26 protein-coding genes and 1 tRNA gene are annotated in these 26,315 nt (G+C 66.0%); 16 read left to right on the forward strand and 11 right to left on the reverse strand.

What is annotated here, in order from left to right; translation table 11 throughout:
- The first annotated feature begins 1 nt into the window (after nucleotide 1).
- Complete coding sequence (cysE, locus tag QRN13_RS11740; RefSeq protein ID WP_284878044.1) at nucleotides 2–829, forward strand: serine O-acetyltransferase; 828 nt, start codon at nucleotides 2–4, stop codon at nucleotides 827–829.
- Between the two features lie 7 nt (nucleotides 830–836).
- Here cysE and QRN13_RS11745 read toward each other — a convergent pair whose 3' ends face one another.
- Nucleotides 837–2,912: a TonB-dependent receptor gene (locus QRN13_RS11745; protein WP_284878046.1), complete on the reverse strand. Its 2,076-nt coding sequence runs from the start codon at nucleotides 2,910–2,912 to the stop codon at nucleotides 837–839.
- Nucleotides 2,913–2,963: 51 nt separating this feature from the next.
- On the opposite strand from QRN13_RS11745, the gene QRN13_RS11750 reads away from it, so the two are divergent.
- Entirely contained in the window at nucleotides 2,964–4,163 is a 1,200-nt protein-coding gene (locus tag QRN13_RS11750) for an acetyltransferase domain-containing protein (RefSeq protein ID WP_284878047.1), read from the forward strand.
- A 72-nt stretch (nucleotides 4,164–4,235) separates the two neighbouring features.
- Complete coding sequence (locus tag QRN13_RS11755) at nucleotides 4,236–4,457, forward strand: DUF3126 family protein (RefSeq protein WP_039243756.1); 222 nt, start codon at nucleotides 4,236–4,238, stop codon at nucleotides 4,455–4,457.
- A gap of 81 nt (nucleotides 4,458–4,538) precedes the next feature.
- Here QRN13_RS11755 and QRN13_RS11760 read toward each other — a convergent pair whose 3' ends face one another.
- Together QRN13_RS11760 and QRN13_RS11765 are read right to left on the reverse strand one after the other, a co-directional pair.
- Nucleotides 4,539–4,790, reverse strand: coding sequence for a DUF2164 domain-containing protein (locus QRN13_RS11760; RefSeq protein WP_284878049.1), 252 nt, complete (start codon nucleotides 4,788–4,790; stop codon nucleotides 4,539–4,541).
- A complete protein-coding gene (locus QRN13_RS11765) occupies nucleotides 4,787–6,694 on the reverse strand; it encodes an ABC-F family ATP-binding cassette domain-containing protein (RefSeq protein WP_055754807.1) in 1,908 nt (635 codons plus the stop codon). Before QRN13_RS11765 ends, QRN13_RS11760 begins: the two co-directional genes overlap by 4 nt.
- A 151-nt stretch (nucleotides 6,695–6,845) precedes the next feature.
- Here QRN13_RS11765 and ndk point away from each other — a divergent pair, with 151 nt between their 5' ends.
- Nucleotides 6,846–7,265 carry a nucleoside-diphosphate kinase gene (ndk, locus tag QRN13_RS11770; protein ID WP_017504672.1) on the forward strand — a complete coding sequence of 140 codons (420 nt, stop codon included), beginning with the start codon at nucleotides 6,846–6,848 and terminating at the stop codon, nucleotides 7,263–7,265.
- A gap of 211 nt (nucleotides 7,266–7,476) precedes the next feature.
- Nucleotides 7,477–7,677 carry a YMGG-like glycine zipper-containing protein gene (locus tag QRN13_RS11775; protein WP_017504673.1) on the forward strand — a complete coding sequence of 67 codons (201 nt, stop codon included), beginning with the start codon at nucleotides 7,477–7,479 and terminating at the stop codon, nucleotides 7,675–7,677.
- Nucleotides 7,678–7,768: 91 nt separating this feature from the next.
- Here the strand turns inward: QRN13_RS11775 and QRN13_RS11780 are convergent, their stop codons facing one another.
- The 3 genes from QRN13_RS11780 to purM all read right to left on the reverse strand — a co-directional run bounded on the left by QRN13_RS11780 (nucleotide 7,769) and on the right by purM (nucleotide 11,552).
- Nucleotides 7,769–9,838 (reverse strand): M13 family metallopeptidase, encoded by a 2,070-nt coding sequence (locus QRN13_RS11780; protein ID WP_284878051.1) that lies wholly within the window; start codon nucleotides 9,836–9,838, stop codon nucleotides 7,769–7,771.
- An 87-nt stretch (nucleotides 9,839–9,925) separates the two neighbouring features.
- On the reverse strand, nucleotides 9,926–10,510 hold the full coding sequence (gene purN, locus QRN13_RS11785; protein ID WP_284878052.1) for a phosphoribosylglycinamide formyltransferase: 585 nt from the start codon (nucleotides 10,508–10,510) through the stop codon (nucleotides 9,926–9,928).
- Nucleotides 10,511–10,514: 4 nt separating this feature from the next.
- Complete coding sequence (purM, locus tag QRN13_RS11790; protein ID WP_091747642.1) at nucleotides 10,515–11,552, reverse strand: phosphoribosylformylglycinamidine cyclo-ligase; 1,038 nt, start codon at nucleotides 11,550–11,552, stop codon at nucleotides 10,515–10,517.
- Between the two features lie 79 nt (nucleotides 11,553–11,631).
- Here purM and rnd point away from each other — a divergent pair, with 79 nt between their 5' ends.
- Complete coding sequence (gene rnd, locus QRN13_RS11795; RefSeq protein ID WP_174086177.1) at nucleotides 11,632–12,780, forward strand: ribonuclease D; 1,149 nt, start codon at nucleotides 11,632–11,634, stop codon at nucleotides 12,778–12,780.
- A 167-nt stretch (nucleotides 12,781–12,947) separates the two neighbouring features.
- On the opposite strand, the gene QRN13_RS11800 is transcribed toward rnd, so the two are convergent.
- The 4 genes from QRN13_RS11800 to QRN13_RS11815 all read right to left on the reverse strand — a co-directional run bounded on the left by QRN13_RS11800 (nucleotide 12,948) and on the right by QRN13_RS11815 (nucleotide 17,802).
- On the reverse strand, nucleotides 12,948–14,435 hold the full coding sequence (locus QRN13_RS11800) for a Ppx/GppA phosphatase family protein (protein ID WP_284878053.1): 1,488 nt from the start codon (nucleotides 14,433–14,435) through the stop codon (nucleotides 12,948–12,950).
- The gene (locus QRN13_RS11805) at nucleotides 14,435–16,651 is read right to left on the reverse strand and encodes an RNA degradosome polyphosphate kinase (protein WP_284878054.1); all 2,217 of its coding nucleotides are present in this window, start codon (nucleotides 16,649–16,651) and stop codon (nucleotides 14,435–14,437) included. The genes QRN13_RS11800 and QRN13_RS11805 overlap by 1 nt, the downstream gene beginning before the upstream one ends.
- A 60-nt stretch (nucleotides 16,652–16,711) precedes the next feature.
- On the reverse strand, nucleotides 16,712–17,392 hold the full coding sequence (locus QRN13_RS11810; RefSeq protein WP_185223950.1) for a P-loop NTPase family protein: 681 nt from the start codon (nucleotides 17,390–17,392) through the stop codon (nucleotides 16,712–16,714).
- An 86-nt stretch (nucleotides 17,393–17,478) separates the two neighbouring features.
- Nucleotides 17,479–17,802, reverse strand: coding sequence for a YciI family protein (locus QRN13_RS11815; protein ID WP_258522486.1), 324 nt, complete (start codon nucleotides 17,800–17,802; stop codon nucleotides 17,479–17,481).
- A 129-nt stretch (nucleotides 17,803–17,931) separates the two neighbouring features.
- Here QRN13_RS11815 and aspS point away from each other — a divergent pair, with 129 nt between their 5' ends.
- From aspS to rplA, 8 genes are all read left to right on the forward strand, one after another.
- Nucleotides 17,932–19,764 carry an aspartate--tRNA ligase gene (aspS, locus tag QRN13_RS11820; protein WP_284878055.1) on the forward strand — a complete coding sequence of 611 codons (1,833 nt, stop codon included), beginning with the start codon at nucleotides 17,932–17,934 and terminating at the stop codon, nucleotides 19,762–19,764.
- A 150-nt stretch (nucleotides 19,765–19,914) separates the two neighbouring features.
- A complete protein-coding gene (locus tag QRN13_RS11825; protein ID WP_258522487.1) occupies nucleotides 19,915–20,049 on the forward strand; it encodes a hypothetical protein in 135 nt (44 codons plus the stop codon).
- A 95-nt stretch (nucleotides 20,050–20,144) separates the two neighbouring features.
- Nucleotides 20,145–21,479 (forward strand): hemolysin family protein, encoded by a 1,335-nt coding sequence (locus QRN13_RS11830; RefSeq protein ID WP_153923662.1) that lies wholly within the window; start codon nucleotides 20,145–20,147, stop codon nucleotides 21,477–21,479.
- A gap of 96 nt (nucleotides 21,480–21,575) precedes the next feature.
- A tRNA-Trp gene (locus QRN13_RS11835) sits at nucleotides 21,576–21,651 on the forward strand.
- 70 nt (nucleotides 21,652–21,721) lie between these two features.
- Nucleotides 21,722–22,036, forward strand: coding sequence for a preprotein translocase subunit SecE (gene secE, locus QRN13_RS11840; RefSeq protein ID WP_017506693.1), 315 nt, complete (start codon nucleotides 21,722–21,724; stop codon nucleotides 22,034–22,036).
- 13 nt (nucleotides 22,037–22,049) lie between these two features.
- Nucleotides 22,050–22,625: a transcription termination/antitermination protein NusG gene (gene nusG / locus QRN13_RS11845; protein WP_017506694.1), complete on the forward strand. Its 576-nt coding sequence runs from the start codon at nucleotides 22,050–22,052 to the stop codon at nucleotides 22,623–22,625.
- 228 nt (nucleotides 22,626–22,853) lie between these two features.
- Entirely contained in the window at nucleotides 22,854–23,285 is a 432-nt protein-coding gene (rplK, locus tag QRN13_RS11850; RefSeq protein WP_055754816.1) for a 50S ribosomal protein L11, read from the forward strand.
- 3 nt (nucleotides 23,286–23,288) lie between these two features.
- Entirely contained in the window at nucleotides 23,289–23,978 is a 690-nt protein-coding gene (rplA, locus tag QRN13_RS11855) for a 50S ribosomal protein L1 (protein ID WP_017506695.1), read from the forward strand.
- Between the two features lie 65 nt (nucleotides 23,979–24,043).
- Here rplA and QRN13_RS11860 read toward each other — a convergent pair whose 3' ends face one another.
- Complete coding sequence (locus tag QRN13_RS11860) at nucleotides 24,044–24,652, reverse strand: NAD(P)-dependent oxidoreductase (RefSeq protein ID WP_284878056.1); 609 nt, start codon at nucleotides 24,650–24,652, stop codon at nucleotides 24,044–24,046.
- A gap of 53 nt (nucleotides 24,653–24,705) precedes the next feature.
- Between QRN13_RS11860 and QRN13_RS11865 the strand changes: the two genes are divergently transcribed.
- Entirely contained in the window at nucleotides 24,706–25,122 is a 417-nt protein-coding gene (locus QRN13_RS11865) for a winged helix-turn-helix transcriptional regulator (RefSeq protein WP_199059510.1), read from the forward strand.
- A 69-nt stretch (nucleotides 25,123–25,191) separates the two neighbouring features.
- A complete protein-coding gene (locus QRN13_RS11870) occupies nucleotides 25,192–26,274 on the forward strand; it encodes an AI-2E family transporter (RefSeq protein ID WP_284878057.1) in 1,083 nt (360 codons plus the stop codon).
- Nucleotides 26,275–26,315 lie beyond the last annotated feature (41 nt).

The following is a 26,315-nucleotide window of genomic DNA, read 5'->3' on the forward strand; positions in this document are numbered from 1 at the left end:
CATGGCCAAGCTGGAAGTCGTCGCAGAACTCGAAATGGACACCGTGTGGCGTCAGCTGCGCGCCTCCGCCGAGGCGGCGTCGCGCGAGGAGCCGCAACTGGGCTCGCAGATGAATGCGGTGATCCTGTCGCACGACGACCTGGCGGGCGCGTTGAGCTTCCAGATCGCGCGCAAGCTGGCGGACGGCGAGATGAGCGCCATGTCGGTGCGCGAGGTCTGCCTCTCGGCGTTCAAGGCCGATCCGTCGATGGTCGAGGCGGCGGAGGCCGATCTGCAGGCCGTGGCCGAACGCGACCCGGCGATCCGCAACCTGTTGCAGCCCTTCCTGTATTTCAAAGGCTTCCAGGCCTTGCAGGGCTGGCGCGTAGCGCACTGGCTGTGGGGACAAGGGCGCGAGACGCTGGCCTTCCACTTCCAGAGCCGGATTTCCGAACTGTTCCAGCTGGACATCCATCCGGCCGCGCAGATGGGCAAAGGGCTGTTTCTGGATCACGGCACGGGCATCGTGATCGGCGAGACGGCGGTGGTCGGCGACGACGTGTCGATGCTGCATGGGGTGACCCTGGGCGGGACGGGCGCCGAGCGCGGCGACCGCCATCCCAAGATCGGCAAGGGCGTTCTGCTGGGCGCCGGGGCCAAGGTGCTGGGCAATATCCATGTCGGCGACTACGCCAAGGTGGCGTCCGGCTCGGTGGTGCTGAAGGCTGTGCCGTCCGGCTGCACCGTGGCGGGGGTGCCGGCCCGGCTGGTCAACTGCCCGACCAATGCCGAACCGGCCCGGACCATGGATCACACCCTGGCCGATGTGGTGTACGACTTCGTCATCTGACCCGATCTCACAGAGCGATCCTGAGCGAGGCGCGGACGCTGCGCGGGGCGCCGGGGTAGATCCACAAGGCGCTGTAGGAGCTGGCGGCGTAACGCTCGTCAAACAGGTTGTCGACCTCGACGCGGGCGGTGACCTGGGGCGTCAGTCCGTAGTCCAGCGCCGCTTTGGCCTTCCAATAGGCAGGCAGTTCTGGCGCGCCGAGCGCCAGGCCGCCGGCCCGGTCGCCGACGTAGGCCGCGCCGGTCATGAATGACCAGGTCGTGCCGTGGAAAGTGGGGAAGCGACCGATCACGAACAGCGAGCCGGAATGTTCGGGCACGTTCAGCACGGCGTCGGTGGCGAAGGCGCTGTCGTCGGCCTTGGCGTCGGTCCAGCCGTAGTTGGCCACCACCTGCCAGGCGTCGTCGATCTTCAAGGCGCCGTCCAGTTCGATCCCGCGCGTCGTCAGCTTGCCGACCGGGGCCAGGAAGTTAGGATCGACGGGATCGGTCGTCAGAATGTTCGACTTCTCGATGTCGAAGACGGTGGCGGCCAAATCCAGTCCGTCCCAGGCCCCGGCCAGGCCGATCTCATAGCCCTTGCCATTCTCGGGCGCGAAGCCGGAGCCGTCGCGGCCCGTGCCCGAGTTCAGCACGAACGACTGACCATAGCTGGCGTGGGCGGTCAGGTTGTCGGTCAGGCGATAGCGGGCGGCGAGGCGGTACTTCAGGGGCGTGTCGCTGGCCTCGCCGACGGCGCCGGTGCGGTTGTTTCGGATGGTCTGGTCGTAGTCGTCGAAACGCAGGCCGGCCAGCAGGCTGAGACGGTCGTTCACCTCCCACAGATCCTGGGCGTACAAGGTGACGACGTCGCGCCTTTCCAGATTGTCGGTGAAGGGCCGGGGTGTTGGCGGCGTGACCGCGCCATAGACGGGATTGAGGACGTTGATCGGATAGGGATTGGCGGCGGTCGGATTGATGCGCAGCCACTTCTCGCCATAGGTCAGCTGATAGGCCTTCACCCCGAAACCGAGGTTGTGAACGCCCAGCCCCGTCTCGACCACGCCGTTCAGCTCGAGCCGGGCCGACAGGTCCTCGACCGAGAAGTCGCGTCCGCGACGCTGACGCCACAGCTGGTCGCCGACCAGGCGCGACTGATCGCTGGACAGGCCCTTCAGCGAGCCGCCGCGCCAGGCGACGCCGCCGTTCAGGCTCCAGTCGTCATTGATCCGGTATTCGCCGGTGATCTGATGCCGTTCGTTGCGGAAGCGGGTCACGCCGTCGCCGGGCTCGCCGTAGTAGTTCGAGGGCGGCAGGAACAGGGCGTCGCCGTTGATCGCCGGCATCCCCCGGTCGAACAGGGTCGTGAAGGTGGTGAACTCGCCCACATAGGTCAGCCGCAGATCATCGTTGGGACGCCAGGTCAGGGACGGCGCCACCACGGTGCGGTCCAGGCCGACATAGTCGCGCCAGCCGTTCGAGGTCTCGCCCGCCACCACAAGCCGTCCGGCCAGGGAGTCGTTGATCGGGCCGGTCAGGTCCAGTTCGCCGCGGCGCAGGCCAAATGATCCCACCGTGGCGGTGAAAGCGGCGGCGGCGGCGAAGCGCGGGGTCTTGGAAACGATATTGATGCGTCCGGCCGGGTCGATGTCGCCGAACAGGGCGCCGGACGGCCCCTTCAGCACCTCGATCCGCTCGGACGTCGCTGGGTCGCGAGGCGGGGCCATGCCGCGATTGGCCAGAAAGCCGTCGACGTAATATTCCGCCCCGCCGTCGGGCGTGCCCAGGAAGCCGCGGATGGCGAAGTTGTCCATGACGCCGCCGCGATTGTTCTGCTGGCTGACGCCGCTGACCAGTTCCAGCGCATCGGCAAGGCGCGTCGCGCCCACGGCCTTGATCAGATCGTTCTCGATGGCGCGGCTGGACGGCGACATGGCCTCGGTGACCGATCCTGCGCCCAGGGTCAGATCACGCGGCGCCAAGCGGCGTCCCAGAACGACGATCTCCCCCACCGTCTCAGGCTCGACCGCCTCGACAGCGAGGGGGGCGGGGGCGTTGGCGGCGACCAGCAGGCACGCGCTGGCGCAGCTCAGAAGGAGGGACAAGGCAGGCTCCGTTTGAAATGTTATACTGTATCGGCTATCCGCTTCCGCCTGATGATGTCAACCGCTGCAACGCTTGTTCCCGCCTCCGCTTCTTCGACTGCCGCGCCAAGTCGTGCGGTCGGTCGGATCCGATCCATCGACGCCCTGCGCGGGCTGGTCATCCTGCTGATGCTGGTCGATCACGCGCGGGAGTTCTTCTTCATCCACGCCCAGGTCTCGGACCCGATGAATGTGGAGACGACCTCGCCGGCGTTGTTCTTCACCCGGCTGACGGCCCATCTGTGCGCGCCGGTGTTCGTGGCCCTGACGGGATTGGGGGCCTGGCTGTACGGAACCAAGCAGGCGGGCGGCGGGAACGGAGCCGGCGCGGCATCTGCCTTCCTGCTGAAACGCGGTCTGTTTCTGGTCGTGCTGGAGCTGACGGTGGTCAACTTCGCCTGGACCTTCTCGATTACGCCCGAGTTGATCTATCTGCAGGTGATCTGGGCCATCGGCCTGTCGATGATCGCGCTGGCGGCCCTGGTGCATCTGCCGCGCGCGGTGCTGATCGGCGTGGGGTTGGTCATTGTGCTGGGTCACAATCTGCTGGACCCGATCAGCGTCGCGGCAGGGCAGCCAGGCCATGCGATCTGGGCTGTGCTGCATGATCGCGGTTTCATCGATTTGCCGTGGAGCGGTCAGGCGAGGACCTCCTATCCGCTTCTGCCGTGGATCGGGGTGGCGGCTTTGGGCTACGCCATCGGGCCGTGGTTCGCAGGCGAGCAGCGGGCGCGGCTGAGGCGGCTGATGCTGACGGGGCTGGGCGCGCTCGCTCTGTTCGTCGTGCTGCGGGCGATCAATGTCTATGGCGATGCGCCGTGGGCCGTGCAGGCGACGCCGATCCAGACGGTGATGAGCGTGCTCAACCTGACCAAATATCCGCCGTCGGCCGATTTTCTGCTGCTGACGCTGGGGATAGGCGCGCTGATCCTGGCGGGGCTGGAAAAGGCGCCGGTTCGGTTGGTCGGCGTGCTGGCGGTCTTTGGCGGAGCGCCGCTGTTCTTCTATCTGATCCACCTCTACGGGCTGCATCTGCTGAACCTGGCGGCCCTGATGTTGTTCGGCGCCAATCAGGGCGAGGGCTTCGGCGTGCCCGGCGTCGGCTGGGTGTGGTTGCTGGCGGGCCTGGTCGCCGTGCCTTGCTGGTTCGCCTGCCGGTGGTTCGGCGGGGTCAAGCGGCGCAGTTCGCAATGGTGGATGAAGTATCTCTGAAGCGGGAAAATGCGCGGCGCCGGTTTCCCTGAACCGCCGATGTCTCTAGGGTCCGCCGCCAACGTCCAGACCATGAGGCCCCCCGTGAAAGACACCGACCTGAAGCGCATCGAGGCCCACCTCAAGCGCACCTTCAACACCGGCGGCATCATCGTGAAGGCCCGCCCCAAGCAGAATGACTCGGCCGAGGTCTATGTCGGCGACGAGTTCATCGGCATCGTCTTCGAGGATGAGGACGAGGAAGGTTCATTCATGTTCGAAATGGCGATCTTGGCCGAAGACCTTCCGGCCTAAAACGCCGACCGATCCGACCGCTCGGCGTGAATGCGCCGGGCGGTTTTCGTTTGGGCCGACCCGTTCAGCGATACGGGCCGGTCAGCGCGTCGGGGCCGCGCGTTCGAGGCCGTACAGCGCCTCGACGATGTCCTCGGCCTTCTGCTGGACCAGTTGTTGGGCGTCGTGGACGCCGCGATTGTAGAAGGCGCCGCCGATCTCCTTCCCGATGAAGTCCAGCAGCATCTCGGCCGGAAGCTGGCCGAATTCCTGATCCAGTTCTCGGGCGAAGTAGTCGCGCAGTTTGGCGGTGATCGCCGCGCGTTCTTCCTTGGAGAATTCGATCGGTTTCATGCGACTTCGGCGAGCGCTTCTTCGGCGGCGACCCAGGCGGCTTCGGCGGCGGCCAGATCGGCCTCGGTCTTGGCGCGGGCGCGGGTCAGGCCTTCGAGGGCCTTGGGATTGCTGACGGAGGCGGTGGCCATGTCGTCGTCGATGCGGGCGATCTCGGCCGTCAGGCGGGTCATGGTCTCCTCGGCCTTCTTGACCGCATGGCGCAGGGTCGAGGGCGAGGGGCCGGATCGCTTCTTGTTGCCCCTATCGTTCGCGCCGCGGGCGCTCTCTGCTTGAGGGGCACCTGAGTTCGCCTTGGCCTCTTCCTTCTTGATCTGGCTAGGCTTGGCGATGGCCTGTTTCGCGCGGTCCAAGACGAACTTGGCGTAGTCGTCCATGTCGCCGTCAAAGGGTTTCACCGTGCCGTCGGCGGCCAGCCACAGGCGATCCGCCACCATTTCCATCAGCGAGCGGTCGTGGGTGATCAGGATGACGGCGCCGTTGTAGTCGTTCAGCGCGTCCAGCAGCGCGCGACGGCTGTCGATATCCAGGTGGTTGGTCGGTTCGTCCAGGATCAGGACGTGGGGCGCGTCCATCGCCACCATGTTCAGCAGCAGCCGCGCGCGCTCGCCGCCCGACAGGCTGTCGACCGTGGTTTCCTGCTTCTCATAACCCAGGCCGAACTGGGCCAGTTTGGAGCGGCGGGCGCTTTCGGGCGCGTCCGGCATGGCGCGGCGGATGATCTCCAGCGGCGTGTCGGTCGGGTCCATCGCCTCGATCTGGTGCTGGTGGAACCAGCCCACGCGCATCTTCCTGTCGCGGTGAAGCTCGCCCTCGGACACGTCCAGGGCTCCGGCGATCATCTTGGCGAAGGTGGACTTGCCGGCGCCGTTGACGCCCAGCAGGCCGATGCGGTCGTCCAGGTCCATGCGCAGGTTCAGATTGCGCAGGATCGGCTTGCCCGGCTCATAGCCGACATTGGCCCGCTCCAGCCGGATCAACGGCGGCGCCAGCGGACGCGGCGGCGAGGGCAGGGTGAAGGGGGCGACGCGCTCCTCGATCGTGGTGGCGACCGGCTGCATCTTCTCCAGCCGCTTCATGCGCGACTGCGCCTGGGCGGCCTTGGAGGCCTTGGCCTTGAAGCGATCGACGAAGGCCTGAAGGTGGGCGCGTTCGGCGTCCTGCTTGGCCTTGGCCGACAGCTGCAGCCGGGCCTTTTCGGCGCGGGCCTTTTCGAAGGCGTCGTAGTTGCCGGTGTAGAGGGTCAGGGTGTGGTTCGCGAGGTGCAGGATGTGCGTGCAAACCTCGTTCAGCATCTCGCGGTCGTGGGAGATGATAAGGGCGGTGTGCGGGTATTTCTTTAGCCGCGCCTCCAGCCACAGGGCGCCTTCCAGGTCGAGGTAGTTGGTCGGTTCGTCCAGCAGCAGCATGTCCGGCTCGGCGAACAGGGCGGCGGCCAGGGCGACGCGCATCCGCCAACCGCCCGAGAACTCGGACATCGGTCGGGCCTGGTTTTCCTGGTCGAAGCCCAGACCGACCAGGATTTCGGCGGCGCGCGCGGGCGCGGCGTCGGCGTCGATCTCGATCAGGCGCGACCAGATCTCGCCCATTTCTTCCGGTTCGGCGGTCTCAAGCCGGCCCAGCAGGGTGTGGCGTTCGACGTCGGCCTCAAGGATGGTGTCGATGACGCTGACGGGGGTCGCCGGATGCTCTTGATCCACCGAGCCGATACGGGCGGTCTTGGGCAGGCTGATCTCGTCGCCGGCGGCGTGAAGCTCGCCCAGGATCAACTTGAACAGGGTCGATTTGCCGATGCCGTTGCGGCCGACCAGACCGACCTTTGAGCCGGGCGGCAGGCTGACGGAGGCGTCCACGAGAAACTTGCGGCCCCAGGCGTTGAAGGTCAGGTCGGTGATCTGGAGCATTGCGGCGAAGGTTCTTCGGTTGGTCGGCGTCCCTCAATCGGCAGGTCGCCATGCGGCGTGCGTCAGGGATGCAAAAAGGGACGGTTGGAAACGCGGGAGGTGGTCGCTATAAGCCCGCGACACTCAATCTCCCAACAAGAAGTCAATTCCCATGACCGAACGTACCTTCTCGATCATCAAGCCCGACGCCACGCGCCGCAACCTGACCGGCGCGATCAACGCCGTGATCGAGGGCGCCGGCCTGCGCATCGTGGCCCAGCGCCGCGTCAAGCTGACGACCGAACAAGCCAAGAAATTTTACGAAGTGCACGCCGAGCGCCCGTTCTACGGCGAGCTGGTCGAGCAGATGACGGCCGAGCCGGTCGTCGTTCAGGTGCTGGAAGGCGACAACGCCGTCGCCGCCTATCGTGAAGTCATGGGCGCCACCAACCCGGAACAGGCCGCCGAAGGCACCATCCGCAAGCAGTTCGCCCTGTCGATCGGTGAAAACTCGGTCCACGGTTCGGACAGCCAGGACAACGCCAAGATCGAGATCGCCCAGTTCTTCACCGACGACCAGATCGTCGGCTAAGCGCTCAAGTTGCGAGGAACCGCGTTCCGAGCGTAGCGCGAGCACAAGGCGCTCAAGCCGCGAGGGACCGCGTCCCGAGCGTAGCGCCGAAACAAAGCGATGCGAGAGCGACGCCTCTCGCATAGCGTGACTATATAGGCCCGCGCCCGGAACCGGACGCGGGCCTTATCGTTTGGTGGTCATTATCTCGTTCGTCTCCCGGAGAAGACCCATGAAGACCATGATCAAACTGGCCCCCGTCATCGGCGTCGTGGCCCTGCTGGCCGCCTGCGGCCAGACGATGGAACAACGCGCCGCCACCGGCGCCCTGGGCGGCGCCGTCGCCGGTCAGGTCATCGGCGGAAACACGGGTTCGACCGTGGCCGGCGCCGCCATCGGCGCCGTCGCCGGCGCGGCGACCAAGCCCCGCTAAATCAGGCTCAGTCTCTGGGGCGAAAGCCCGGATGACAAAAAGGCCCGGAGCGTTCGCTCCGGGCCTTTTCCACGTCTGACGTCCGGCGCCCTTACCAGATGCGGGCGCGGGCCTCGGGCGCAATATATTCCTTCTGGTCCGGCGAGACGCCGAAGGCCGCATACCAGGCGTCGATATTGCGCGGCGAGGTCGCAGCGCGCACCGGGCCGGGCGAGTGCGGATCGGTGGTCAACTGCTCCTTCAGCGCCGCCTCGCGCGACTTCTCGCGCCAGACCTGCGCCCAGCCCAGGAAGACGCGCTGATCGCCCGTCAGGCCATCGATGACCGGCGCCGGCTGGCCGTTCAGAGACTTGTGATAAGCGTCCAGGGCCAGCAGCAGGCCGCCCAGGTCGGCGATGTTCTCGCCCATCGTCAGGTCGCCGTTGACGTGCACGCCGGGGATCGGCTCCAGCTTGTCGTAGATGTCGCCCAGCACCTTGGCGCGCGCCTCGAAGCGGGCGGCGTCTTCCGGCGTCCACCAGTCGCGCAGCACGCCGTCGCCGTCCGACTTGCGGCCCTGATCGTCGAAGCCGTGGGTGATCTCGTGGCCGATGACCGCGCCGATGCCGCCGTAGTTGACGGCCGGGTCCGCGTTCGGATCGAAGAAGGGCGCCTGCAGGATGGCGGCCGGGAAGACGATCTCGTTGCGCGGCGGGTTATAGTAGGCGTTCACCGTCTGAGGCGTCATGCCCCATTCCAGCGGATCGACCGGCTTGCCGATCTTGCCGCGCTTGTACGCCCATTCGAAGGCCGATGAGCGTTCGACGTTGCCGTACAGGTCGTCGGCCTTCAGCTCCAGGCCGTCATACGAGCGCCACTTGTCGGGATAGCCGATCTTCACCCCGAACTTGGACATCTTGTACAGGGCCTGCTCCCGCGTGGGCTCGCTCATCCAGTCCAGGGTCTTCAGCCGCTCCGTCATGGCGTCGCGGATGTTGCCGACCAGGGCCTCCATCTGGGCCTTGGACGAGGCGGGGAAGTGCAGGCGGACGTATTCCTGGGCCAGGACCTCGCCCAGCTGGCCGTCGACCAAAGCCACGCCCCGGTTCCAACGCGGACGATTTTCGGGTTGGCCGCGCAGCGTCTTGCCGCGGAAGTCGAAGCGAGCGTCGACGAAGGCCTTGGACAGATAGGGGCTGGCCTGATCGACGACGTTGAACGCCTGCCAGGCCTTCAGCGTCTCGATGGGGGTGTCGGCGAACACCTGGGCGATGGCGGGGATGGCGGTGTTTTCCATCAGCACCAGGGTGTCGACGTCCGACACCTGGGCGCCGGCCAGGAAGCCGGCCCAGTCGAAGCCGGGAGCCAGGGTCGTCAGGTCCGAGGCCTTGGCCGGGTTGTACAGCTTGTCGATCTGGCGACGCTCGACGGTCGTCCACTGCTTGTCGGCGACCTTGGTTTCGAAGGCGAGGATGTCGGCGGCGGTCTTGGCCGGATCGGCCCAGCCGATGGCGGTCAGGGTGGTTGTCAGATAAGCCAGATAGGCCTCGCGCTGGGCGGCGAAGTCGGGCTTCAGATAGTAGTCGCGGTCCGGCAGGCCCAGCGACCCCTGACCCAGATAGGCCGAGTTCAGATTGGGGTTCTTCAGATCCTCGAACACGTCGATGCCGAACAGGGAGCCGCCGAAGCCCGAATGGCTCTCGCCCATCAGGCGCGCCATGCCGGCGTGGTCGGTGACCGCATTGACGGCGGCGAGGTCGGCGGCCAGCGGCGTTGCGCCCAGCTGCTCGATCTTCGCCTCGTCCATGAAGCTGGCGTACAGGGCGCCGACCTTGCGGGCGTTTTCGTTGGCGGGATTGGCGGCGCTGGTCTCGATGATCGACTTCAGCTGGGACTGGGCGTTCTCATACAGAACGTCGAACGGGCCGAAGCGCGACTTGTCGGCCGGAATCTCGGTCGTGCGCAGATAGGTTCCGTTGGCGTATTCGTTGAAGTCGTCGCCGGGCTTCACCGAGGTGTCGCGACCGGCCAGATCAAAGCCCCAGGCGCCGAAGGGGCTGTGGGCCGCGCCGGCTGTGCCGTGCGAATGCTGGGCCGAAGCGTCCTGGGCCGAGGCCGCGCCGCCGGTGAGAGCGACGACGATACAGGCCGAGCAGGCGGCCATCAGACGAATGCGAGTCATGGATACAGAGGGTCCCGATTGAGGTCGGGCGCACCATTGCGCCGGTGCGGCGGTCTGTCGCATGACGTTTTTGTAATCTTCGCGCCGCTAAGGGCGGGGCAGGTCTCGGCAGAAATCGGACAGCACCTGCGGGTAAAGCTGATGCTCCGCCGTCTTGACCCGTTCGGCCAGGGCCTCGGCCGTGTCGCCCTCGACGATCGGCACCCGCGCCTGGCCCAGGATCGGGCCCTCGTCCACGCCCTCGGTCACCAGATGGACCGTGCAGCCAGCCTCGGCGTCGCCGGCGGCGATCGCACGGGCGTGGGTGTCCAATCCGGGATAGAGGGGCAGCAGACTGGGATGAATATTCAGCATCCGCTCGCGCCAGCCGCCGACGAGCCAAGGCGTCAGAACACGCATATAGCCGGCCAGCGCCACGACCTCGACGCCGGCGTCGCGCAGGACGGCGTCCACCGCCCGCTCATGCGCCTCGCGATCCTTGCCGAACGATTTATGCGCCACGGTCGCCGTCGCCACGCCCTTGGCCGCCGCGATCGCCAGGCCGCCCGCGCCTTCGACGTTCGACAGCACCAGCACGACCTCATAGCCGCTGTCCGGCGCCTGACCGGCGTCGATCAGAGCCGCCATGTTGGAGCCCGCCCCCGAGATCAGGACGGCGACGCGCGTCGTCACGGGATCAGGCCGCTTCCAGTTGTCCGCAGACGAAGGCGACTTCGCCGGCGTTGAGAAGGGCGGCCAGCACCGGCTCGGCGTTTTCGGGCGAGACGATCAGAATGAAGCCGACGCCGCAGTTGAAGGTGCGGCGCATCTCGTGGTCGCTGATGCCGCCGGTCTCCGCCAGCCACTGGAAGACGGCCGGCATGGGCCAGGCGTTCCAGTCGAAGCGAGCCTGAAGACCCTCGGCGATGCAGCGAGGCGGGTTTTCGATCAGGCCGCCGCCGGTGATGTGGGCCGCGCCCTTGACCAGGCCCGCCTTCATGATCGGCAGCACCGGCTTCACATAGATGCGGGTGGGCTCCATCAGGGCCTGGGCCAGCGAGCGGTCCTTAGCGAAGGGGGCGTCGTCGCCCCAGGCCAGGCCGGACTTCTCGACCACCTTGCGCACCAGCGAATAGCCGTTGGAATGCGGGCCGGTGGAGGCCAGGCCGATGATGACGTCGCCGGCCGCCTGGCGATCCAGATAGGGCAGGGCGTGGCCGCGCTCGACGGCGCCCAGGCTGAAGCCGGCCAGATCGTAGTCGCCCTCGGTGTACATGCCCGGCATTTCGGCGGTCTCGCCCCCGACAAGGGCGCAGCCGGCCTGGCGACAGCCCTCGGCGATGCCGGCGACGACGCGGCGGGCGGCGTCGATCTCAAGCCGGCCGGTGGCGTAATAGTCGAGGAACAGCAGGGGTTCGGCGCCCTGGGCCAACAGGTCGTTGACGCACATGGCGACCAGGTCGACGCCGACGCCGTCATGACGGCCGGTCTCGATGGCGATCTTCAGCTTGGTGCCGACGCCGTCCGTGGTGGTGACGATCAGCGGATCTTCGAAGCCGGCGGCCTTGAGGTCGAACAGGGCGCCGAAACCGCCCAGCGAAGGCTCCGATCCGGGCCGCGCCGTCGATTTCGCCAGCGGCTTGATATGTTCGACCAGCATTTCACCCGCGTCGATGTCCACGCCCGCATCGGCGTAGGTCAGACCGTTTTCGAGAGGCTTTTGGGTGTCGCTCATGGGATCTCGGGCCTGAATCGGGGCGGAAATGCAGCGCGGCTCTTGCCACAGGTAGGATGCGCGGGGCTATAGCATCGGAATGACGCCGATCACCACCACCGAGGCGCTGGCCGATTTTTGCGCCCGCGTAGCCACAGCCCCCTTCATCACGGTCGACACCGAGTTCATGCGGGAAACGACCTACTGGCCGAAGCTCTGCCTGATCCAGGCGGCCTCGGCCGATCACGCCGCCATCATCGACCCGATGGCGGAGGGGCTGGATCTGGAGCCGTTCCTGGACCTGCTGCGCGACGAGAAGATCGTCAAGGTCTTCCACGCCTGCCGACAGGACGTGGAAATCTTCGTGCGCCTGGGGGCCATGCCCAAGCCGATGTTCGACACCCAGGTCGCGGCCATGGCGGCGGGCTTCGGCGAGCAAGTGGCCTATGATTCGCTGGTGCGGCAGATGCTGCGGATCGAGGTGGACAAGGGCAGCCGCTTTACCGACTGGGCGCGCCGGCCGTTGTCGGAGAACCAACTGGTGTATGCGCTTGGCGACGTGACCCACCTTGCGGCGCTTTACCCCAAACTGCGCGACCGGCTGCAGAAGGAAGGCCGGCTGGAGTGGGTGATGTCGGAGATGGAGAGCCTGACCGATCCGGCCCTTTACGACACAAATCCCGAAAACGCCTGGAAGCGGCTGAAGCCCAAGAAGTTTTCGGCCAAATATCTGGCGGCGTTCAAGGCCGTCGCCGTCTGGCGCGAGCGGGCGGCGCAGGAGCGCGACCAGCCGCGCGGCCGCATCCTGAAGGACGAGGGCATCGACGAGATCGCCCAGCAGACCCCGACGGATGTCGAGGCTTTCAATCGCCTGCGCTCGGTGCCCAAGGGTTTCGGTGGTTCACGGCTGGGTCTGGAACTGGCTGAGGAGCTGAAGCGGGTTCTGGCCGATCCCGAGTCGCATGCGCCCGAGATGGAGCGCCCCGCCCACCGCCAGCCGGCTCCGCCGTCGGTGGTGGAGCTGTTGAAGGTGCTGCTCAAGGCCAAGAGCGACAACGCCGGCGTGGCCTCCAAGCTGATCGCCACCGTGTCGGATCTGGAAAAGATCGCCATCAGCGACGACGCCGACATCGACGCCATGAAGGGCTGGCGCCGCCAGATTTTCGGCGAGGACGCGCTGAAGCTGAAGCGTGGCGAGATCGCCTTGGTGCTGAACGGCGCGCGGGTGGAAGTCGTCGAGATCGAATAGGGGCGAGCGTCTCCTTCCCATGCAATGGGGAGGGGGACCGCGAAGCGGTGGAGGGGCTCTTGAAGTCCCGCGGGCGCCTATGATGCGTTGGAGAACCCCTCCGTCCCGGCGCAGAGGGCGCGCCGCGCCACCTCCCCATAAGATGGGGAGGAGACGGGCTGATCGCCTTAGATCTTCAGACCCAGGTCCATCGCCTCGGCGAGGGCCTTGGCGCGCTTCTTGGTCTGTTCGCCCAAGAGGACGTCGGCGTAGCCTTCGGTCGCGGTCAGACGCAGGTCGCCGCCTTTGACCTTGGCGGTGGCGTTGGCCATCAGCTGGGGTGAGCGCCCGGACAGGTCGCAGGCCAGACGGATCGCCAGGCCGATGGCGCGGGCGCGTTTGGCGGCGGCGGCGTCGAGCAGGCGGTCGATGACCTCGGGCTGCGGCGTGGCGGGCGCGCCGCCGTACCGGGCGTTCATCGCGCTGGCCAGAAAGGCGCGTTCGGTATGGCTGATGCCGGCGACGGGCGCGCGCAGCACCTGGTCGAAGACAAGCTCCAGCCTGTGATCCGGGTGCAGCCGCGCGCCCAGGTCCGCCAGACGGCAGGCGGCGCTGACCAGAACGGCGTCGCGTTTTTCGCCGAAAACCTCGGGAAGGGCGGCGACGATTTCGGAAATCCAGCCGTTCAGCGCGCCGGGCAGGGCGGGGGCCACACCCTGGCGACCGCCCAGGGCGGTGCAGCCGGCCAGAAGCGGATCGGCCGTGCGCGTCGCCTCGTCCAGCGTCTCGAACAGCAGTCCCTCGCGCACGCCCCAGGCCGACATCTCAATCTGTTTGAGACCCAGATGTTTGATCAACGCCTCAAGCACTAGGCCGGCGTAGGGCAGGGTCTCGGCGCGCTTCTTCGACACGCCGGGCAGTTTGGCCAGGCTGGCCGCCGACTGTTGCGCGACCAAACGCGCGGTCTCCAGCGCCTCCTCGGCCGACATCTGATACTGATGCACGACCTTCAGCGGATAGGATTTCAAGCCCATGTGCACCTGGGCCAGGGTCCGCCAGGCGCCGCCCACGGCGTAGAGACGCTCGCTCTTGAACTGGCCTGCGATCGGCTTCAGGGCCTGATCGATACGGGCCTTGATGCGCTCGGCGTCGAAGGCCTTGCCGTCAGCCAGAGCAAACGGACCCAGCGGCAGGGTCAGGCCGTTCTCGACGCCGTCTCCGTTCAGCCGGGTCAGCTCAAGACTGGCGCCGCCCATGTCGGCCGAGACGCCGTGGGCCAGAGGGGCGCCGGCCAATACGCCCATGGCCGCGTATTTGGCCTCCTCCTCACCCGACAGGACGCGGATTTGGAGGCCGGTCTCGGCGGCGACCCGCTCACAGAACTCCGGCCCGTCCAAGGCTTCGCGCACGGCAGCGGTGGCGGCGATCAGGGTTGCGTCAGGCCGCACGCCTTCGAGCACGGCGGCGAAACGGCGCAGCGCCGTCATCGCCATGACCACGCCCTCGGGCGACAGCTTGCGCGTCGTCGGCAGGTCGCGGCCCAGGCCGGCCAGAACCTTTTCATTATAGACGGTCCAGATCGCGCGGCCTTCCAGCCGGTACAGGACCAGTCGAACCGAGTTTGAACCGATGTCGATCGCGGCGATGTCGCGGTCGGTAAGCGTGATGTCGGGCATCAGCGGCCTGGACGCTCGTAGCGCAGGACGGCGGGCAGGCTCTTGGCCTTGCGGCCGCGCCCGGACAGGCTGGGATTTGTCATGAAGTATTTGTGGGCCGAGAAGGGCCGCTCAGGATCGGCGGGGGTGACGCGTGTATAGCGCCCTTCGGCGTCCAGCACCCAGCTTTGTGCGTCGTCCTTCAGATTGGCGACCATGATCTGGTCCAGCACCTGATCGTGGACGGTGGCGTTGCGGATCGGCGTCATCAACTCGACCCGGCGATCCAGGTTGCGCGTCATCCAGTCGGCCGAGGAGATGAAGACCTTGGCCTTGTCATGCGGCAGGTCCTTGCCGTTGGCGAAACAGACGATGCGGCTGTGTTCCAGGAAGCGGCCGACGATCGACTTGACCCGGATGTTCTCCGACAGACCCGGCACGCCCGGCCGCAGGCAGCAGATGCCGCGCACCACAAGGTCGATCCTCACGCCCCACTGGCTGGCCCGGTAAAGGGCGTCGATGATCTCGACATCGACTAGGGCGTTCAGCTTGACCCAGATGGCGGCGGGCTTGCCCATGGCGGCGGCCGACATCTCCTTGCCGATCAGCTCGATCAGCTTGGCCTTCATGTTCAGCGGCGAGACGACCAGCGCCTCCAGATGGTCCGGCGTCGCATAGCCGGTGATGTAGTTGAACACCTTGGTCGCATCGCGCCCCAGCACCGGGTCGCAGGAGAACAGCGACAGGTCGGTGTAAACCTTGGCCGTGACGGGGTGATAGTTGCCAGTGCCGAAGTGGCAGTAGGTGCGCAGGCCCTCGCCCTCGCGCCGGACGACGACACTGACCTTGGCGTGGGTCTTGTATTCGACGAAGCCGAAGACGACGTGGACGCCGGCCCGCTCCATCGCCCGCGCCCAGCGCAGATTGGCCTCTTCGTCGAAGCGGGCCTTCAGTTCGACCAGGGCGGTGACGTTCTTGCCGTTTTCGGCCGCCTCGATCAGGGCGGCGACGATGGGGCTGTCCTTGGAGGTGCGATACAGCGTCTGTTTGATGGCGATGACGTTGGGATCGCGCGCGGCCTGGCGCAGGAATTGAACCACCACGTCGAAGCTCTCGAACGGGTGGTGAATCAGCAGATCCTTTTCGCGAATGGCCGCGAAGACGTCGCCGCCATTGTCGCGGACGCGTTCGGGATAGCGCGGCTCATAGCCCTTGAACTTCAGGTCCGGGTGACCGCCGGGGATCAGGTCCGACAGTTGGGCCAGACCCAGCATGCCGTCCACCAGAACCACGTCCTGGGGCGCGGCTTCCAGCTCGCCGACGATGAAGTCGCGCAGATCGGTGGGCATGGACGCCTCGATCTTGACCCGCACCACCGAGCCCAGACGACGCTGCTTCAGCGCTTCCTCGAACTCCAGGACCAGGTCCTCGGCCTCTTCCTCAATCTCGATGTCCGAGTCGCGGATCAGGCGCAGAACGCCCTTTTCCTGAACCTCGCAGCCGGGGAACAGGTGGTCGATGAACAGCAGCAGCACGTTTTCCAGCGTGATGAACCGCTTATGCCCCGGCGTGGAGCGGCCGTCGGTCGGCAGTTCCCAGAACCGGCGCACCTGGGTTGGCACCGGCACCAGGGCGTAGAAGGTCTTGGTCTCGCCCTTGCGCTTCAGCTTCAGCGCCAGGGAGAAGCCGAGGTTGGGCAGGAAGGGGAAGGGGTGCGCCGGGTCGATGGCGAGCGGCGTCAGGACGGCGAAGAGCTGGTTCAGGAACTCGGGTTCCAGACGCTCCTTCTCGGTCTTGGTGATCTTCTGGCGATCGACGATCTCGATGCCGGCGACCGTCAGTTCCTTCTTGAGCTGACGCCAGCGCAGCTGCTGTTCGGCCATGAGCTCGCCGGCAGCGATGTTGATCTGCTCCAGCTGTTCGGCGGGGGTCAGGCCGTCGGCGGACAGGACGCGCAGCCGTTCGCGCAACTGACCCTTCAGGCCGGCGACGCGGGTCATGAAGAACTCGTCCAGGTTATTGGCCGAGATGGACAGGAACCGCAGCCGCTCCAGCAGGGGGTGGTTCGGGTTGGCCGCTTCTTCCAGAACCCGTTCGTTGAACGCCAGCCACGAGGTTTCCCGATTGAAGAACCGGCGGGGCGAGGCCATCAGCTCTTCGCTCAGCGCCAGTTGAGGGGCGCGAGAGGCGGGAACCTCTTCGCCTCGGGTGTCGTCATGGATCGCGGCGTCGGTCATGAACCGGTTCTCGCGCGCGTGTGTGACGGCCGCAAGCGGGCGCCGAGAAAATGTCGCGGTTCAGTCGGCCGCGGCGTCCATGGCGTCCAGCACCTGACGCGCCAGAACGCGCGTGACCGGGCGGTGGAGGGCGTCCAGACGTTCGACCACCGCAGCGGCGGTCTCGGCTGAGCGGTCCAGGCGTCGAACCAGATAGTCGATCACGTCGTCGGATGGGGTGATGCTGCGTTCGGCGAAGCGGGCGCGCAGGATGGCCGACAGGACCGCGTCGTCGGGCGCGGCGATGGCGACGGCCCGCACGGCGTCCAGCCGCGATCGCAGATCGGGCAGATCGACTGACCATTGGCGCGGGGCCGAACGCGACACCAGCAGCAGAGCGCCGCCGCCGGAGTTGGCCAGGTTGATCAGATGAAACAGGCTTTCGTCGTCGGCGTCCGCCGCGCGGTCCAGCAAGACCGGCCGGCCTTCCAGCTCCAGCGGATCGATCAGCGCAGCCTCGGCGCCGTTCAGCGGCACGGCGCCGACTCTCTCGGCCCAGTCGGCGGCGAGGCGGCTCTTGCCCGACCCTGGCGGGCCGTGCAGCGCCAGCACCGCGCCCACGCCGTCGGGCCAGCGGGCCAGAACGCGCACGGCCTCGGCATTGCTGTCGGACGTCACGAAGGCTTCGCCCGCAACCGGCCGCTCCAGCGGCAGACGCAGCTGTTCGGTCGTGGTCGGGGGCAGGGCGCTCAGCGCGGACATGCGCCTGTCATAGCAGAGGCCGGCGTTAACCGCGTCAGGCCCGCGCTGTTGGTTGCGGGGAGCGAACCGCGCCCCTGTGGATGAAATCAGGCGAATTCGGCCAGGGCGGGGTTCAGCTTGCCGGCCTTGAACTCCGTCACCGTATAATCGGCCAGGCCGTGAACCTGGAACGGATCGTCCTTCAGCAGGGTCTCCAACTCTTGCTTGGTTCCGCCGCTGCGCACCACCAGAATGCCGCCGGTGCGCGGGACCATCGGCCCGGCGGCGATGATCAGGCCGCTGGCGACATGCTGATCCAGCCACGCGCGATGCTCGACCGTCCGCGCCTCGATGGCTTCGATGGGCTGGGTGTAGGTGATGGTGACGATGAACATGGCGGCCTCGGACGGGATGGAAGCGTCAGATATCATGCGCGGCGGCGGGCTTTGCAACGGCTGAAACCTTGACTTTCCGGGGCGATGATGCGCCCTACGCCGCTTCGATTTCGGGCGCCGACGGCGTCGGATTCCACCGCCCAGAGACTCCAGACGGTTCGTTTCATGCACGCCTATCGCTCTCACACCTGCGGCGCCCTGCGCGCCTCCGACGCCGGTTCCGCTGTTCGCCTGTCCGGCTGGGTTCACCGCAAGCGCGACCACGGCGGCCTGCTGTTCATCGACCTGCGCGACCATTACGGCCTGACGCAGCTGGTTCTGCACCCCGAGACGCCGGGCTTCGCCGCGGTCGAGCGTCTGCGCGCCGAGAGCGTGATCAAGGTTGATGGCGAGGTGGTCGCCCGCGACGCCTCGGTGGTGAACCCCAACCTGCCGACCGGCGAGGTCGAAGTGCGTGTCCAGGGCGTCGAGGTGCTGTCCGAAGCCGCCGAACTGCCGATGCCGGTCTTCGGCGATCAGGAATATCCTGAGGATATCCGTCTGGCGAACCGCTTCCTGGATCTGCGCCGCGAGCGACTGCACAAGAACATCGTGCTGCGCTCCAAGGTGATTTCCTCGATCCGCCGTCGCATGGTTGATCAGGGCTTCCTGGAGTATCAGACGCCGATCCTGACGGCCTCGTCGCCGGAAGGCGCGCGCGACTTCCTGGTGCCGTCGCGACTGCACCCGGGCAAGTTCTATGCGCTGCCCCAGGCGCCGCAGCAGTTCAAACAGCTGCTGATGGTGTCGGGCTTCGATCGCTACTTCCAGATCGCGCCGTGCTTCCGCGACGAAGACCTGCGCGCCGACCGTTCGCTGGAGTTCTATCAGCTCGACGTCGAGATGAGCTTCGTGACGCAGGAAGACGTCTTCGCCGCCATCGAGCCGCTGATGCACGGCGTGTTCGAGGAGTTCGGCGAAGGCAAGACGGTCTCGCCCATCGACGGCGTCCATACCTTCACCAACGACTTCGGCGAGACGTTCGAGCACAAGGGTTTCGAGCGCCTGACCTATGCCCAATCGATGGCCTGGTATGGCTCGGACAAGCCGGACCTGCGCAACCCGATCAAGATGCAGGTGGTGTCGGATCATTTCCGCGACGGCGGCTTCGGCCTGTTCGCCAAGATTCTGGGCGCGGACGACAAGAACGCCGTCTGGGCCATCCCGGCGCCGACCGGCGGCAGCCGCGCCTTCTGCGACCGCATGAACAGCTGGGCGCAGGGCGAGGGCCAGCCGGGCCTGGGCTATATCTTCTGGTCCGAAGACCAGGGCGCTTGGGGCGGCCCGATCGCCAAGAACCTGGGTCAGGAACCAACCGAGGCCCTGATGTCGTCGCTGGGTCTGGGTCAAGGCGACGCCGCCTTCTTCGTCGCCGGCCTGCCTGCGACCTTCGCCAAGTTCGCCGGCCTGGCCCGCACCCGCGTGGGCGCCGAGCTGAAGCTGGTGGACGAAGAGCAGTTCAAATTCTGCTGGATCGTCGACTTCCCCATGTTCGAATGGTCGGAAGAAGAGAAGAAGGTCGACTTCAGCCACAACCCCTTCTCTATGCCGCAGGGCGGGCTGGAGGCCCTGGAGAACCAGGATCCGCTGACCATCCGCGCCTATCAGTACGACATCGTCTGCAACGGCTATGAGCTGTGCTCGGGCGCGATCCGGAACCACAAGGCCGAGATCATGCTGAAGGCGTTCGAGATCGCCGGCTATGACGCCTCGGTGGTCGAGGAGCAGTTCGGCGGCATGCTGAACGCCTTCCGCTTCGGCGCCCCGCCGCACGGCGGCCTGGCCCCCGGCATCGATCGGATCGTCATGCTGCTGGCCGGCGAGACGGCCATCCGCGAGGTCATCGCCTTCCCGCTGAACCAGCAGGGCGAGGATCTGCTGATGAACGCCCCGACCGAGGCCGAGGAGCGCCAGCTGAAGGATGTCCACATCCGCACGGCCCTGCCGATCAAGGTGTGATCGGCGAGATCCGATCAAGGACGAGAAAAAGGGGGGGATGCTTTGCGGCATCCCCCCCTTTTTTGTGCTCGCGCCCAAGGCGAGCACGATTGCCTGCAACCGCTGACCGGGATTTACGTTCGCATCGGACGTTAATCTTTCGGTAACCAAATGCGACGCGCCATTCGACTAGGTATCTTCATCGGCACCGTGCTGGGCATGAGCGCCTGTGCGACCCAGTATGACGCCGATGGCCGGCCGGTTTCGGGCGCTTACGGCTCGGTCGAAGCTGGGCGGACGGGTTGAGCGCAAAGGAAAACGTGGCGCTGGTCGCGATCCTGCCCTAATGTAGCGCTGCGGACGCCGTCTGTCGCGCCGCGTCGGTCCCCAAAACCCCCTAGATGTTACTCATCGCTATTGCTGTCGTTCTGCTCCTGGTGGTGCTCAACGGCTTGTTCGCCATGACTGAATTGGCGGTCGTCTCCTCGCGGAAATCCAAACTACAGGCGAGGGCGGAACGGGGCGACCGGGGGGCCAGGGCGGCGCTGAAGCTGTCGGAAGAACCGACTCAGTTCCTGTCCGCGGTTCAGGTGGGCATCACCCTGATCGGCATTCTGGCGGGCGCCTATGGTCAGGCGACCATCGCGGGCGAACTGGATCGCATTCTGGAAGTCGCTTTCCCGGCGCTGGCTCAATATACCGAATTCTTCGCCACGGCCCTGGTGGTCGTGTGCATCACCTATGTCTCGCTGATCATCGGCGAACTGGTGCCCAAGCGCCTTGCGCTGATCTTCCCCGAAACGGTAGCATCCAAGATGGCCGGGCCGATCTCCAAGCTGGCGATCGTGTTGAAGCCGTTCGTCCTGCTGCTGACCGCCTCCACCTCGGGCATACTGAAGCTGTTGGGCGTCAAGGATCGCGATGGCTCCGACGTGACCCAGGAAGAGGTTGCGACCATCCTGGCCGAAGGCACCTCGGCCGGCCTGATCGAGCCTGAAGAGCAGGTGATGATCGAGGAAATCCTGCGTCTGGGCGACCGTCCGGTGCGGGTGGCGATGACCCCGCGCCACGACGTGTTCTGGATCGCCCTGGACGACCCCGAAGAGATGCTGCGCGAAGAGATTCGCACCTGCCCCTATTCGCGGATCGTGGTTGCGCGCGAGAGCGACGTGGATAATCCGCTAGGCGTGGTTCACAAGAAGGATCTGCTGGACAGCCTGCTGACCAACGGCAAGTTCGACATCGAACCGCTGGTCGCCGAACCGGCCTTCATTCCTCAGTCGACTTCGGTGTTGAAGGCGCTGGAGATCCTGAAGGGCTCGCGGGTCCACATGGCCTTTATCGTCGACGAGTACGGCGCCTTTGAAGGCGTGGTAACGGCGACCGACATCCTGGAAATGATCGCCGGCGACTTCAATGAAGGCCATGACGAAGAGCAGGCCTGGATCCATCAGCGCGCCGACGGCAGCTGGCTTGTCGATGGTCAGACGGACCTGGACGAATTGGCCGACAAGCTGGGCGAGGACTTTGGCGAGCATGAAGGCTTCCACACCGTCGCTGGCCTGATTCTGCACCAGATCTCGCGCGTCCCGGACGAAGGTGAAGTGCTCCAGGTCGGCCGATTCGAGGTCGAGGTCGTGGATATGGACGACCGCCGCATCGACAAGCTGATCTTCAAGGAACTGGTGAAGGCACAGGACGAGCGGGACGCCATCGCCGCGCATCTGGAAGACTGATCGCAAGTGTCACATCGCCCTTGAAATGGCGGGCGGTGTCGGGCATACGCCCCCCTCTGGCGAACGCACGGACCTTTTGGGTTTGCGCGGTTGTCTAGGAGTTTAGCTCAGCTGGTAGAGCACCGGTCTCCAAAACCGGGGGTCGTGGGTTCGAGTCCCCCAACTCCTGCCAATCCCCCCTGTCGCTTCCTGATGGGACTTCCCATCTGGGGCGACAGGAACAATTGTGTGAAGAGCAACTGATGGCCAAGGCCAAAACTCCCGGCAAGCGGCCTCAAGGCAGCGCGAAGCCCCAGATGGGCGCCAAGCCTCAGGCGGCCGGCGCCGCCGCCATCACGGTCGATTCGCCCGAGCCCAAGAAGCCCCGCACCAGCCCCGGCCAGTTTCTGAGCCAGGTGCGCGCCGAAGGCCGCAAAATCGTCTGGCCCAGCCGCAAGGAGACCTGGATCACCTCAGTGATGGTCTTCATCATGGTCATCATCGCCTCGATCTTCTTCTGGATCGTGGACACTGGCCTGGGCTACGCCTTCCGCTACATCATCGCTCTCGGATCCTGAGAAAGACGCGCCCATGACCGATGCAGCGCCCGCAAAGCCCGCCAATCCGCGCCACAAGTGGTACATCGTCAACGCCTACTCGAACTTCGAGAAGAAGGTCGCCGAGCAGCTGCGTGATCAGGCCAAGCAACAGGGCCTGGAAGACGCCTTCTCCGAAATCTTGGTTCCGACCGAAGACGTCGTCGAGATCCGTCGCGGCCGCAAGGTGAACTCCGAACGCAAGTTCTTCCCCGGCTATGTTCTGGTGAAGATGGAAATGACCGACCAGGCCTATCACCTGGTCAAGAACACGCCGAAGGTCACGGGCTTCCTGGGCGCCGCGGGCGGCACCAAGCCCCTGCCGGTTTCCGAGCGTGAAGTTCAGAACATCATCGGCGCCGTGGAAGAGGGCGTCGAGCGTCCGAAGCCCACCATCCGCTTCGACATTGGCGAGAAGGTCAAGGTCATCGACGGCCCGTTCGCCAGCTTCGACGGTTCGGTCGAGAGCGTGGACGAAGAACACGCCCGCCTGCGCGTCGCCGTGTCCATTTTCGGCCGCGCCACGCCGGTCGAACTGGAATACGCCCAGGTGGAGAAGGTCGCGGGCTGAGGCTCACGCCCCTGTCGAGATATCAAGCCGCGTCCGAAAGGGCGCGGCTTTTTCGTTTCTGGGGCGAGGGCAGGGCGGTGCGTTGCCTTTCCATCCCCCCTCTGTTACACGCGCGCCTTCGCTCGGCGGGCCTTCGGTTCGTGGAGCGTCAAATCCGTGGGAGGCAGCCATGCCGCACCACGGCTCACCGGCCCTGCGTTCGCGCCGGGTCATTCATAGGAGAGACCAATGGCCAAGAAGATTCTCGGCTATATCAAGCTGCAAGTGCCGGCCGGTTCGGCCACGCCTTCGCCCCCGATCGGCCCGGCTCTGGGTCAGCGCGGCGTGAACATCATGGGCTTCTGCAAGGAGTTCAACGCGCGCACCGAGAAGGAAGCCAAGGGCACCCCGCTTCCGACCGTGATCACCGTCTATCAGGACAAGTCGTTCACCTTCATCACCAAGACGCCGCCGGCGACCTGGTACCTGAAACAGGCCACGGGCCTGAAGTCGGGTTCGAAGCTGGTCGGCCGTGAAGTCGCCGGCAAGATCACGCAGGCGCAACTGCGCGAGATCGCCGAAAAGAAGATGAAGGATCTGAACGCCAACGATATCGACGCGGCGGCCAAGATCATCGAAGGCTCCGCCCGCGCGATGGGCCTCGAAGTGGTGGAGGGCTAAACCATGGCCAAGCAAACCAAGGCCTTCAAGGCCCGCACCGGCGTGACCCAAGACCTGCTGCCGTTCTCCGACGCCATCAAGCTGGCCAAGGAAAACGCCAAGGCCAAGTTCGACGAGTCGCTGGAAATCTCGGTCAACCTGGGCGTCGACCCGCGTCACGCCGACCAACAGGTCCGTGGCGTCGTCAACCTGCCGTCGGGCACCGGCCGTGACGTTCGCGTCGCCGTCTTCGCCAAGGACGCCAAGGCCGCCGAAGCCACCGCAGCCGGCGCCGAACACGTTGGCGCCGAAGATCTGTACGAAAAGATCGCCGGCGGCTTCATGGAGTTCGACCGCGTGATCGCGTCGCCGGACATGATGGCCCTGGTCGGCCGTCTGGGTAAGGTGCTGGGCCCGCGCGGCTTGATGCCGAACCCCAAGGTCGGCACCGTGACCCCCAACGTGGCCCAGGCCGTCAAGGACGCCAAGGGCGGCGCCGTCGAGTTCCGCGTCGAGAAGGCGGGCATCGTCCACGCCGGCATCGGCAAGGTCTCGTTCACCCAGGACGCTCTGGAAGCCAACGTGAAGGCCATCGTGGACGCCCTGGTGCGTTCCAAGCCGTCGGGCGCCAAGGGCACCTATGTGAAGCGCATCAGCCTGTCCTCGACGATGGGCCCGGGCTTCAAGGTCGATCCGGCCTCGCTGGGCGCCTAAGTCGGAAGACAAGCCATACGGAAGAACGGCGGGGAGCGATCCCCGCCGTTTTTTTCTTGCCCGGATCAGTAGGCGGCGGTGAAGCGGGCGCGGCTGTGCTTGGGGTTCTCCAGTTCGTCGACCATGGCGATGGCGTAGTCGGAGAAGCCGATCTTGCTGTCGCCGTTGGCGTCCACGACCAGTTGGTCGGTCCCGGTCCGGTAGCGGCCCAGGCGCGGCGTCTCTTCGATCAGGGCGGCGGGCGAGAAGAAGGTCCAGTCGATGTCCGTTTCCTGACGCAGGTCGTCCAGGAAGGTCAGGCCGCCCTTGGCGATGGGCTTCCATTCGGCTGGGAACTGTGGCGTGTCGAACAATAGGACACCGGGCGCGACCTCCAGGCTGGCGGCGCCGCCGGTGACGAGCAGGCGCGGGACGCCGGCGGTCTTCAGCGCGCCGAGGATCGTCGCGGCGGGAATATCGAAGTGCAGGGCGCTGATGACCGCGTCCGAACCCTCGATCAGATCGGCGAGCGCGGCGACATCCGAGGCGTCGCCGGCGACAGGTGTGACGCCGGTGGCGCTCGGAATCGCTTCCGGCTTGCGGGCGATGGCGGTGACCGTGTGACCGCGCGCGGCCAGTTCCTTGGTGATTTCCGAGCCGGCGCGACCGCTGGCGCCGAGAACTACGACGTTCATGAAAGGCTCCTGTAGGTATCCAATGGATACCAGGTGCGCTATGGGGTGCGGCCATGCAAGACGGCACCTCTCAGACACCTGGTTACCTTCAAGAAACCTGGCTGCGCGGCGACGTGCTCGCAGCGAACTGTCCGACGCGGCAACTGCTCGACCGCATCGCCGACAAATGGAGCACCCTGATCCTGATCGTGCTGGGAGAGGGGCCGATCCGCTTCAACGCCCTGAAGCAGCGGGTCGATGGGGTGTCGCAGAAGATGCTGAGCCAGACGCTGAAGTCGCTGGAGCGCGACGGGCTGGTGTCACGCTCCGTCGTGGCCACCGTGCCGGTGTCGGTGACCTATGCGGTCACGCCGCTGGGCCGGACCCTGATGGCGGCGATGCAGTCGATGATCGACTGGGCCGAGACCCGGATGCCGGAAGTCGCGGCCGCGCAAATGGCCTACGATCAGCGATCCTCCGACGCCCACTGACTTTTTTATCGCCTGCGGCGAACGGCCACGCTCGACCCGCGTTCCTGTCGCGACCTTGAAGGGGGCGATATGTTCGGACTGGGAAAACTGATGGGCGACAAGCCCGATGTCGGCGGCCATGACCCGTGGAAGGGCCGCCTTGCGTTCGGCGCCATCGTGCTGGTCGCGGCCTATTTTGCGGTCCAACTGATCGTGACGCTGCAGACGCTGTGGCTGCTGATCTTCGGGGCTATCGTGGTGTCGGTGATCCTGCGCGCCTTGGCCGATCCCATCGTGCGCTGGCTGAAGGCGCCGGACCCGCTGGCCGTCTTCCTGTCGCTGCTGATCGTGGTCGCGGTGCTGGCGGGGATACTGACGCTGTTCGGAACCCAGATCACCGAACAGGTCGTGGCCCTGTCCGCCGTGGTGCCGCAAGGGTGGGAGCAGGTTCAGTCGTGGATCCAGGCCCAACCCTATGCCGCGCAGCTGCTGGAGCAGTTGCAGGGGCTGGGCGGCCGCGCCGGTCAGGCGTTGCAGGTCGCTCAGAAGTTCGCCCTGGGCTTCGCATCGGGTGTCACCACACTGGTTCTCGTCGTGGTCGCGGGCGTCTTCCTGGCGATCGAGCCCGCCAAGTCGCGCGAGGGGCTGCTGTCCATGCTGCCCATGGATCGCCGCCCGCGAATGCGCGAAGTGCTGAACAGCTGTGGCAAGGCGCTGAAAGGCTGGCTGAAGGCGCAGCTGTTCTCGATGGTTCTGGTCGGGACGCTGACAGGGGTCGGCTTGGCCATCATCGGCGTGCCGTCGGCGCTGGGGCTGGGTCTGCTGACGGGATTGGCGCAGTTCGTGCCGATCGTGGGGCCCATCGTCTCCACCGTGCCGGCCGTGCTGGTCGGCGCCACGCAAGGGTGGCAGACGGCCCTGATGACGCTGGCGCTGTATGTCGTTGTGTCCCAGCTGGAGAGCAACTTCATCACGCCGATGGTGCAGAAGAATGTCGCGAACTTGCCCGTGGTGTTGGGCATCTTCGCCGTGGTGGGCATCGGCACCCTGTTCGGGCCGCTGGGCGTGCTGTTCGCCACGCCGCTGGCGCTGGTGCTGCACACCCTGATCACCATGCTGTATCGTCAGGACGTGCTGGGCGATCCAAAGGCCAAGGCGCCCGGCGAGAATTAAATGGGACCGTCCGTGGTCTGACAACTTGACGCAGCCGTCGC

Origin of the sequence: Brevundimonas sp. MEB006b, from assembly GCF_030209705.1 — a bacterium.
Classification (GTDB): domain Bacteria; phylum Pseudomonadota; class Alphaproteobacteria; order Caulobacterales; family Caulobacteraceae; genus Brevundimonas.

Coding starts and splice junctions, on each gene's coding strand:
- cysE (WP_284878044.1), top strand. CDS start 2: ATGGCCAAGCTGGAAGTCGTCGCAGAACTCGAAATGGACACCGTGTGG.
- QRN13_RS11750 (WP_284878047.1), top strand. CDS start 2,964: ATGATGTCAACCGCTGCAACGCTTGTTCCCGCCTCCGCTTCTTCGACT.
- QRN13_RS11755 (WP_039243756.1), top strand. CDS start 4,236: ATGAGGCCCCCCGTGAAAGACACCGACCTGAAGCGCATCGAGGCCCAC.
- QRN13_RS11760 (WP_284878049.1), bottom strand. CDS start 4,790: ATGAAACCGATCGAATTCTCCAAGGAAGAACGCGCGGCGATCACCGCC.
- QRN13_RS11765 (WP_055754807.1), bottom strand. CDS start 6,694: ATGCTCCAGATCACCGACCTGACCTTCAACGCCTGGGGCCGCAAGTTT.
- ndk (WP_017504672.1), top strand. CDS start 6,846: ATGACCGAACGTACCTTCTCGATCATCAAGCCCGACGCCACGCGCCGC.
- QRN13_RS11775 (WP_017504673.1), top strand. CDS start 7,477: ATGAAGACCATGATCAAACTGGCCCCCGTCATCGGCGTCGTGGCCCTG.
- QRN13_RS11780 (WP_284878051.1), bottom strand. CDS start 9,838: ATGACTCGCATTCGTCTGATGGCCGCCTGCTCGGCCTGTATCGTCGTC.
- purM (WP_091747642.1), bottom strand. CDS start 11,552: ATGAGCGACACCCAAAAGCCTCTCGAAAACGGTCTGACCTACGCCGAT.
- rnd (WP_174086177.1), top strand. CDS start 11,632: ATGACGCCGATCACCACCACCGAGGCGCTGGCCGATTTTTGCGCCCGC.
- QRN13_RS11800 (WP_284878053.1), bottom strand. CDS start 14,435: ATGCCCGACATCACGCTTACCGACCGCGACATCGCCGCGATCGACATC.
- QRN13_RS11805 (WP_284878054.1), bottom strand. CDS start 16,651: ATGACCGACGCCGCGATCCATGACGACACCCGAGGCGAAGAGGTTCCC.
- QRN13_RS11810 (WP_185223950.1), bottom strand. CDS start 17,392: ATGTCCGCGCTGAGCGCCCTGCCCCCGACCACGACCGAACAGCTGCGT.
- QRN13_RS11815 (WP_258522486.1), bottom strand. CDS start 17,802: ATGATATCTGACGCTTCCATCCCGTCCGAGGCCGCCATGTTCATCGTC.
- aspS (WP_284878055.1), top strand. CDS start 17,932: ATGCACGCCTATCGCTCTCACACCTGCGGCGCCCTGCGCGCCTCCGAC.
- QRN13_RS11825 (WP_258522487.1), top strand. CDS start 19,915: ATGCGACGCGCCATTCGACTAGGTATCTTCATCGGCACCGTGCTGGGC.
- QRN13_RS11830 (WP_153923662.1), top strand. CDS start 20,145: ATGTTACTCATCGCTATTGCTGTCGTTCTGCTCCTGGTGGTGCTCAAC.
- secE (WP_017506693.1), top strand. CDS start 21,722: ATGGCCAAGGCCAAAACTCCCGGCAAGCGGCCTCAAGGCAGCGCGAAG.
- nusG (WP_017506694.1), top strand. CDS start 22,050: ATGACCGATGCAGCGCCCGCAAAGCCCGCCAATCCGCGCCACAAGTGG.
- rplK (WP_055754816.1), top strand. CDS start 22,854: ATGGCCAAGAAGATTCTCGGCTATATCAAGCTGCAAGTGCCGGCCGGT.
- rplA (WP_017506695.1), top strand. CDS start 23,289: ATGGCCAAGCAAACCAAGGCCTTCAAGGCCCGCACCGGCGTGACCCAA.
- QRN13_RS11860 (WP_284878056.1), bottom strand. CDS start 24,652: ATGAACGTCGTAGTTCTCGGCGCCAGCGGTCGCGCCGGCTCGGAAATC.
- QRN13_RS11865 (WP_199059510.1), top strand. CDS start 24,706: ATGCAAGACGGCACCTCTCAGACACCTGGTTACCTTCAAGAAACCTGG.
- QRN13_RS11870 (WP_284878057.1), top strand. CDS start 25,192: ATGTTCGGACTGGGAAAACTGATGGGCGACAAGCCCGATGTCGGCGGC.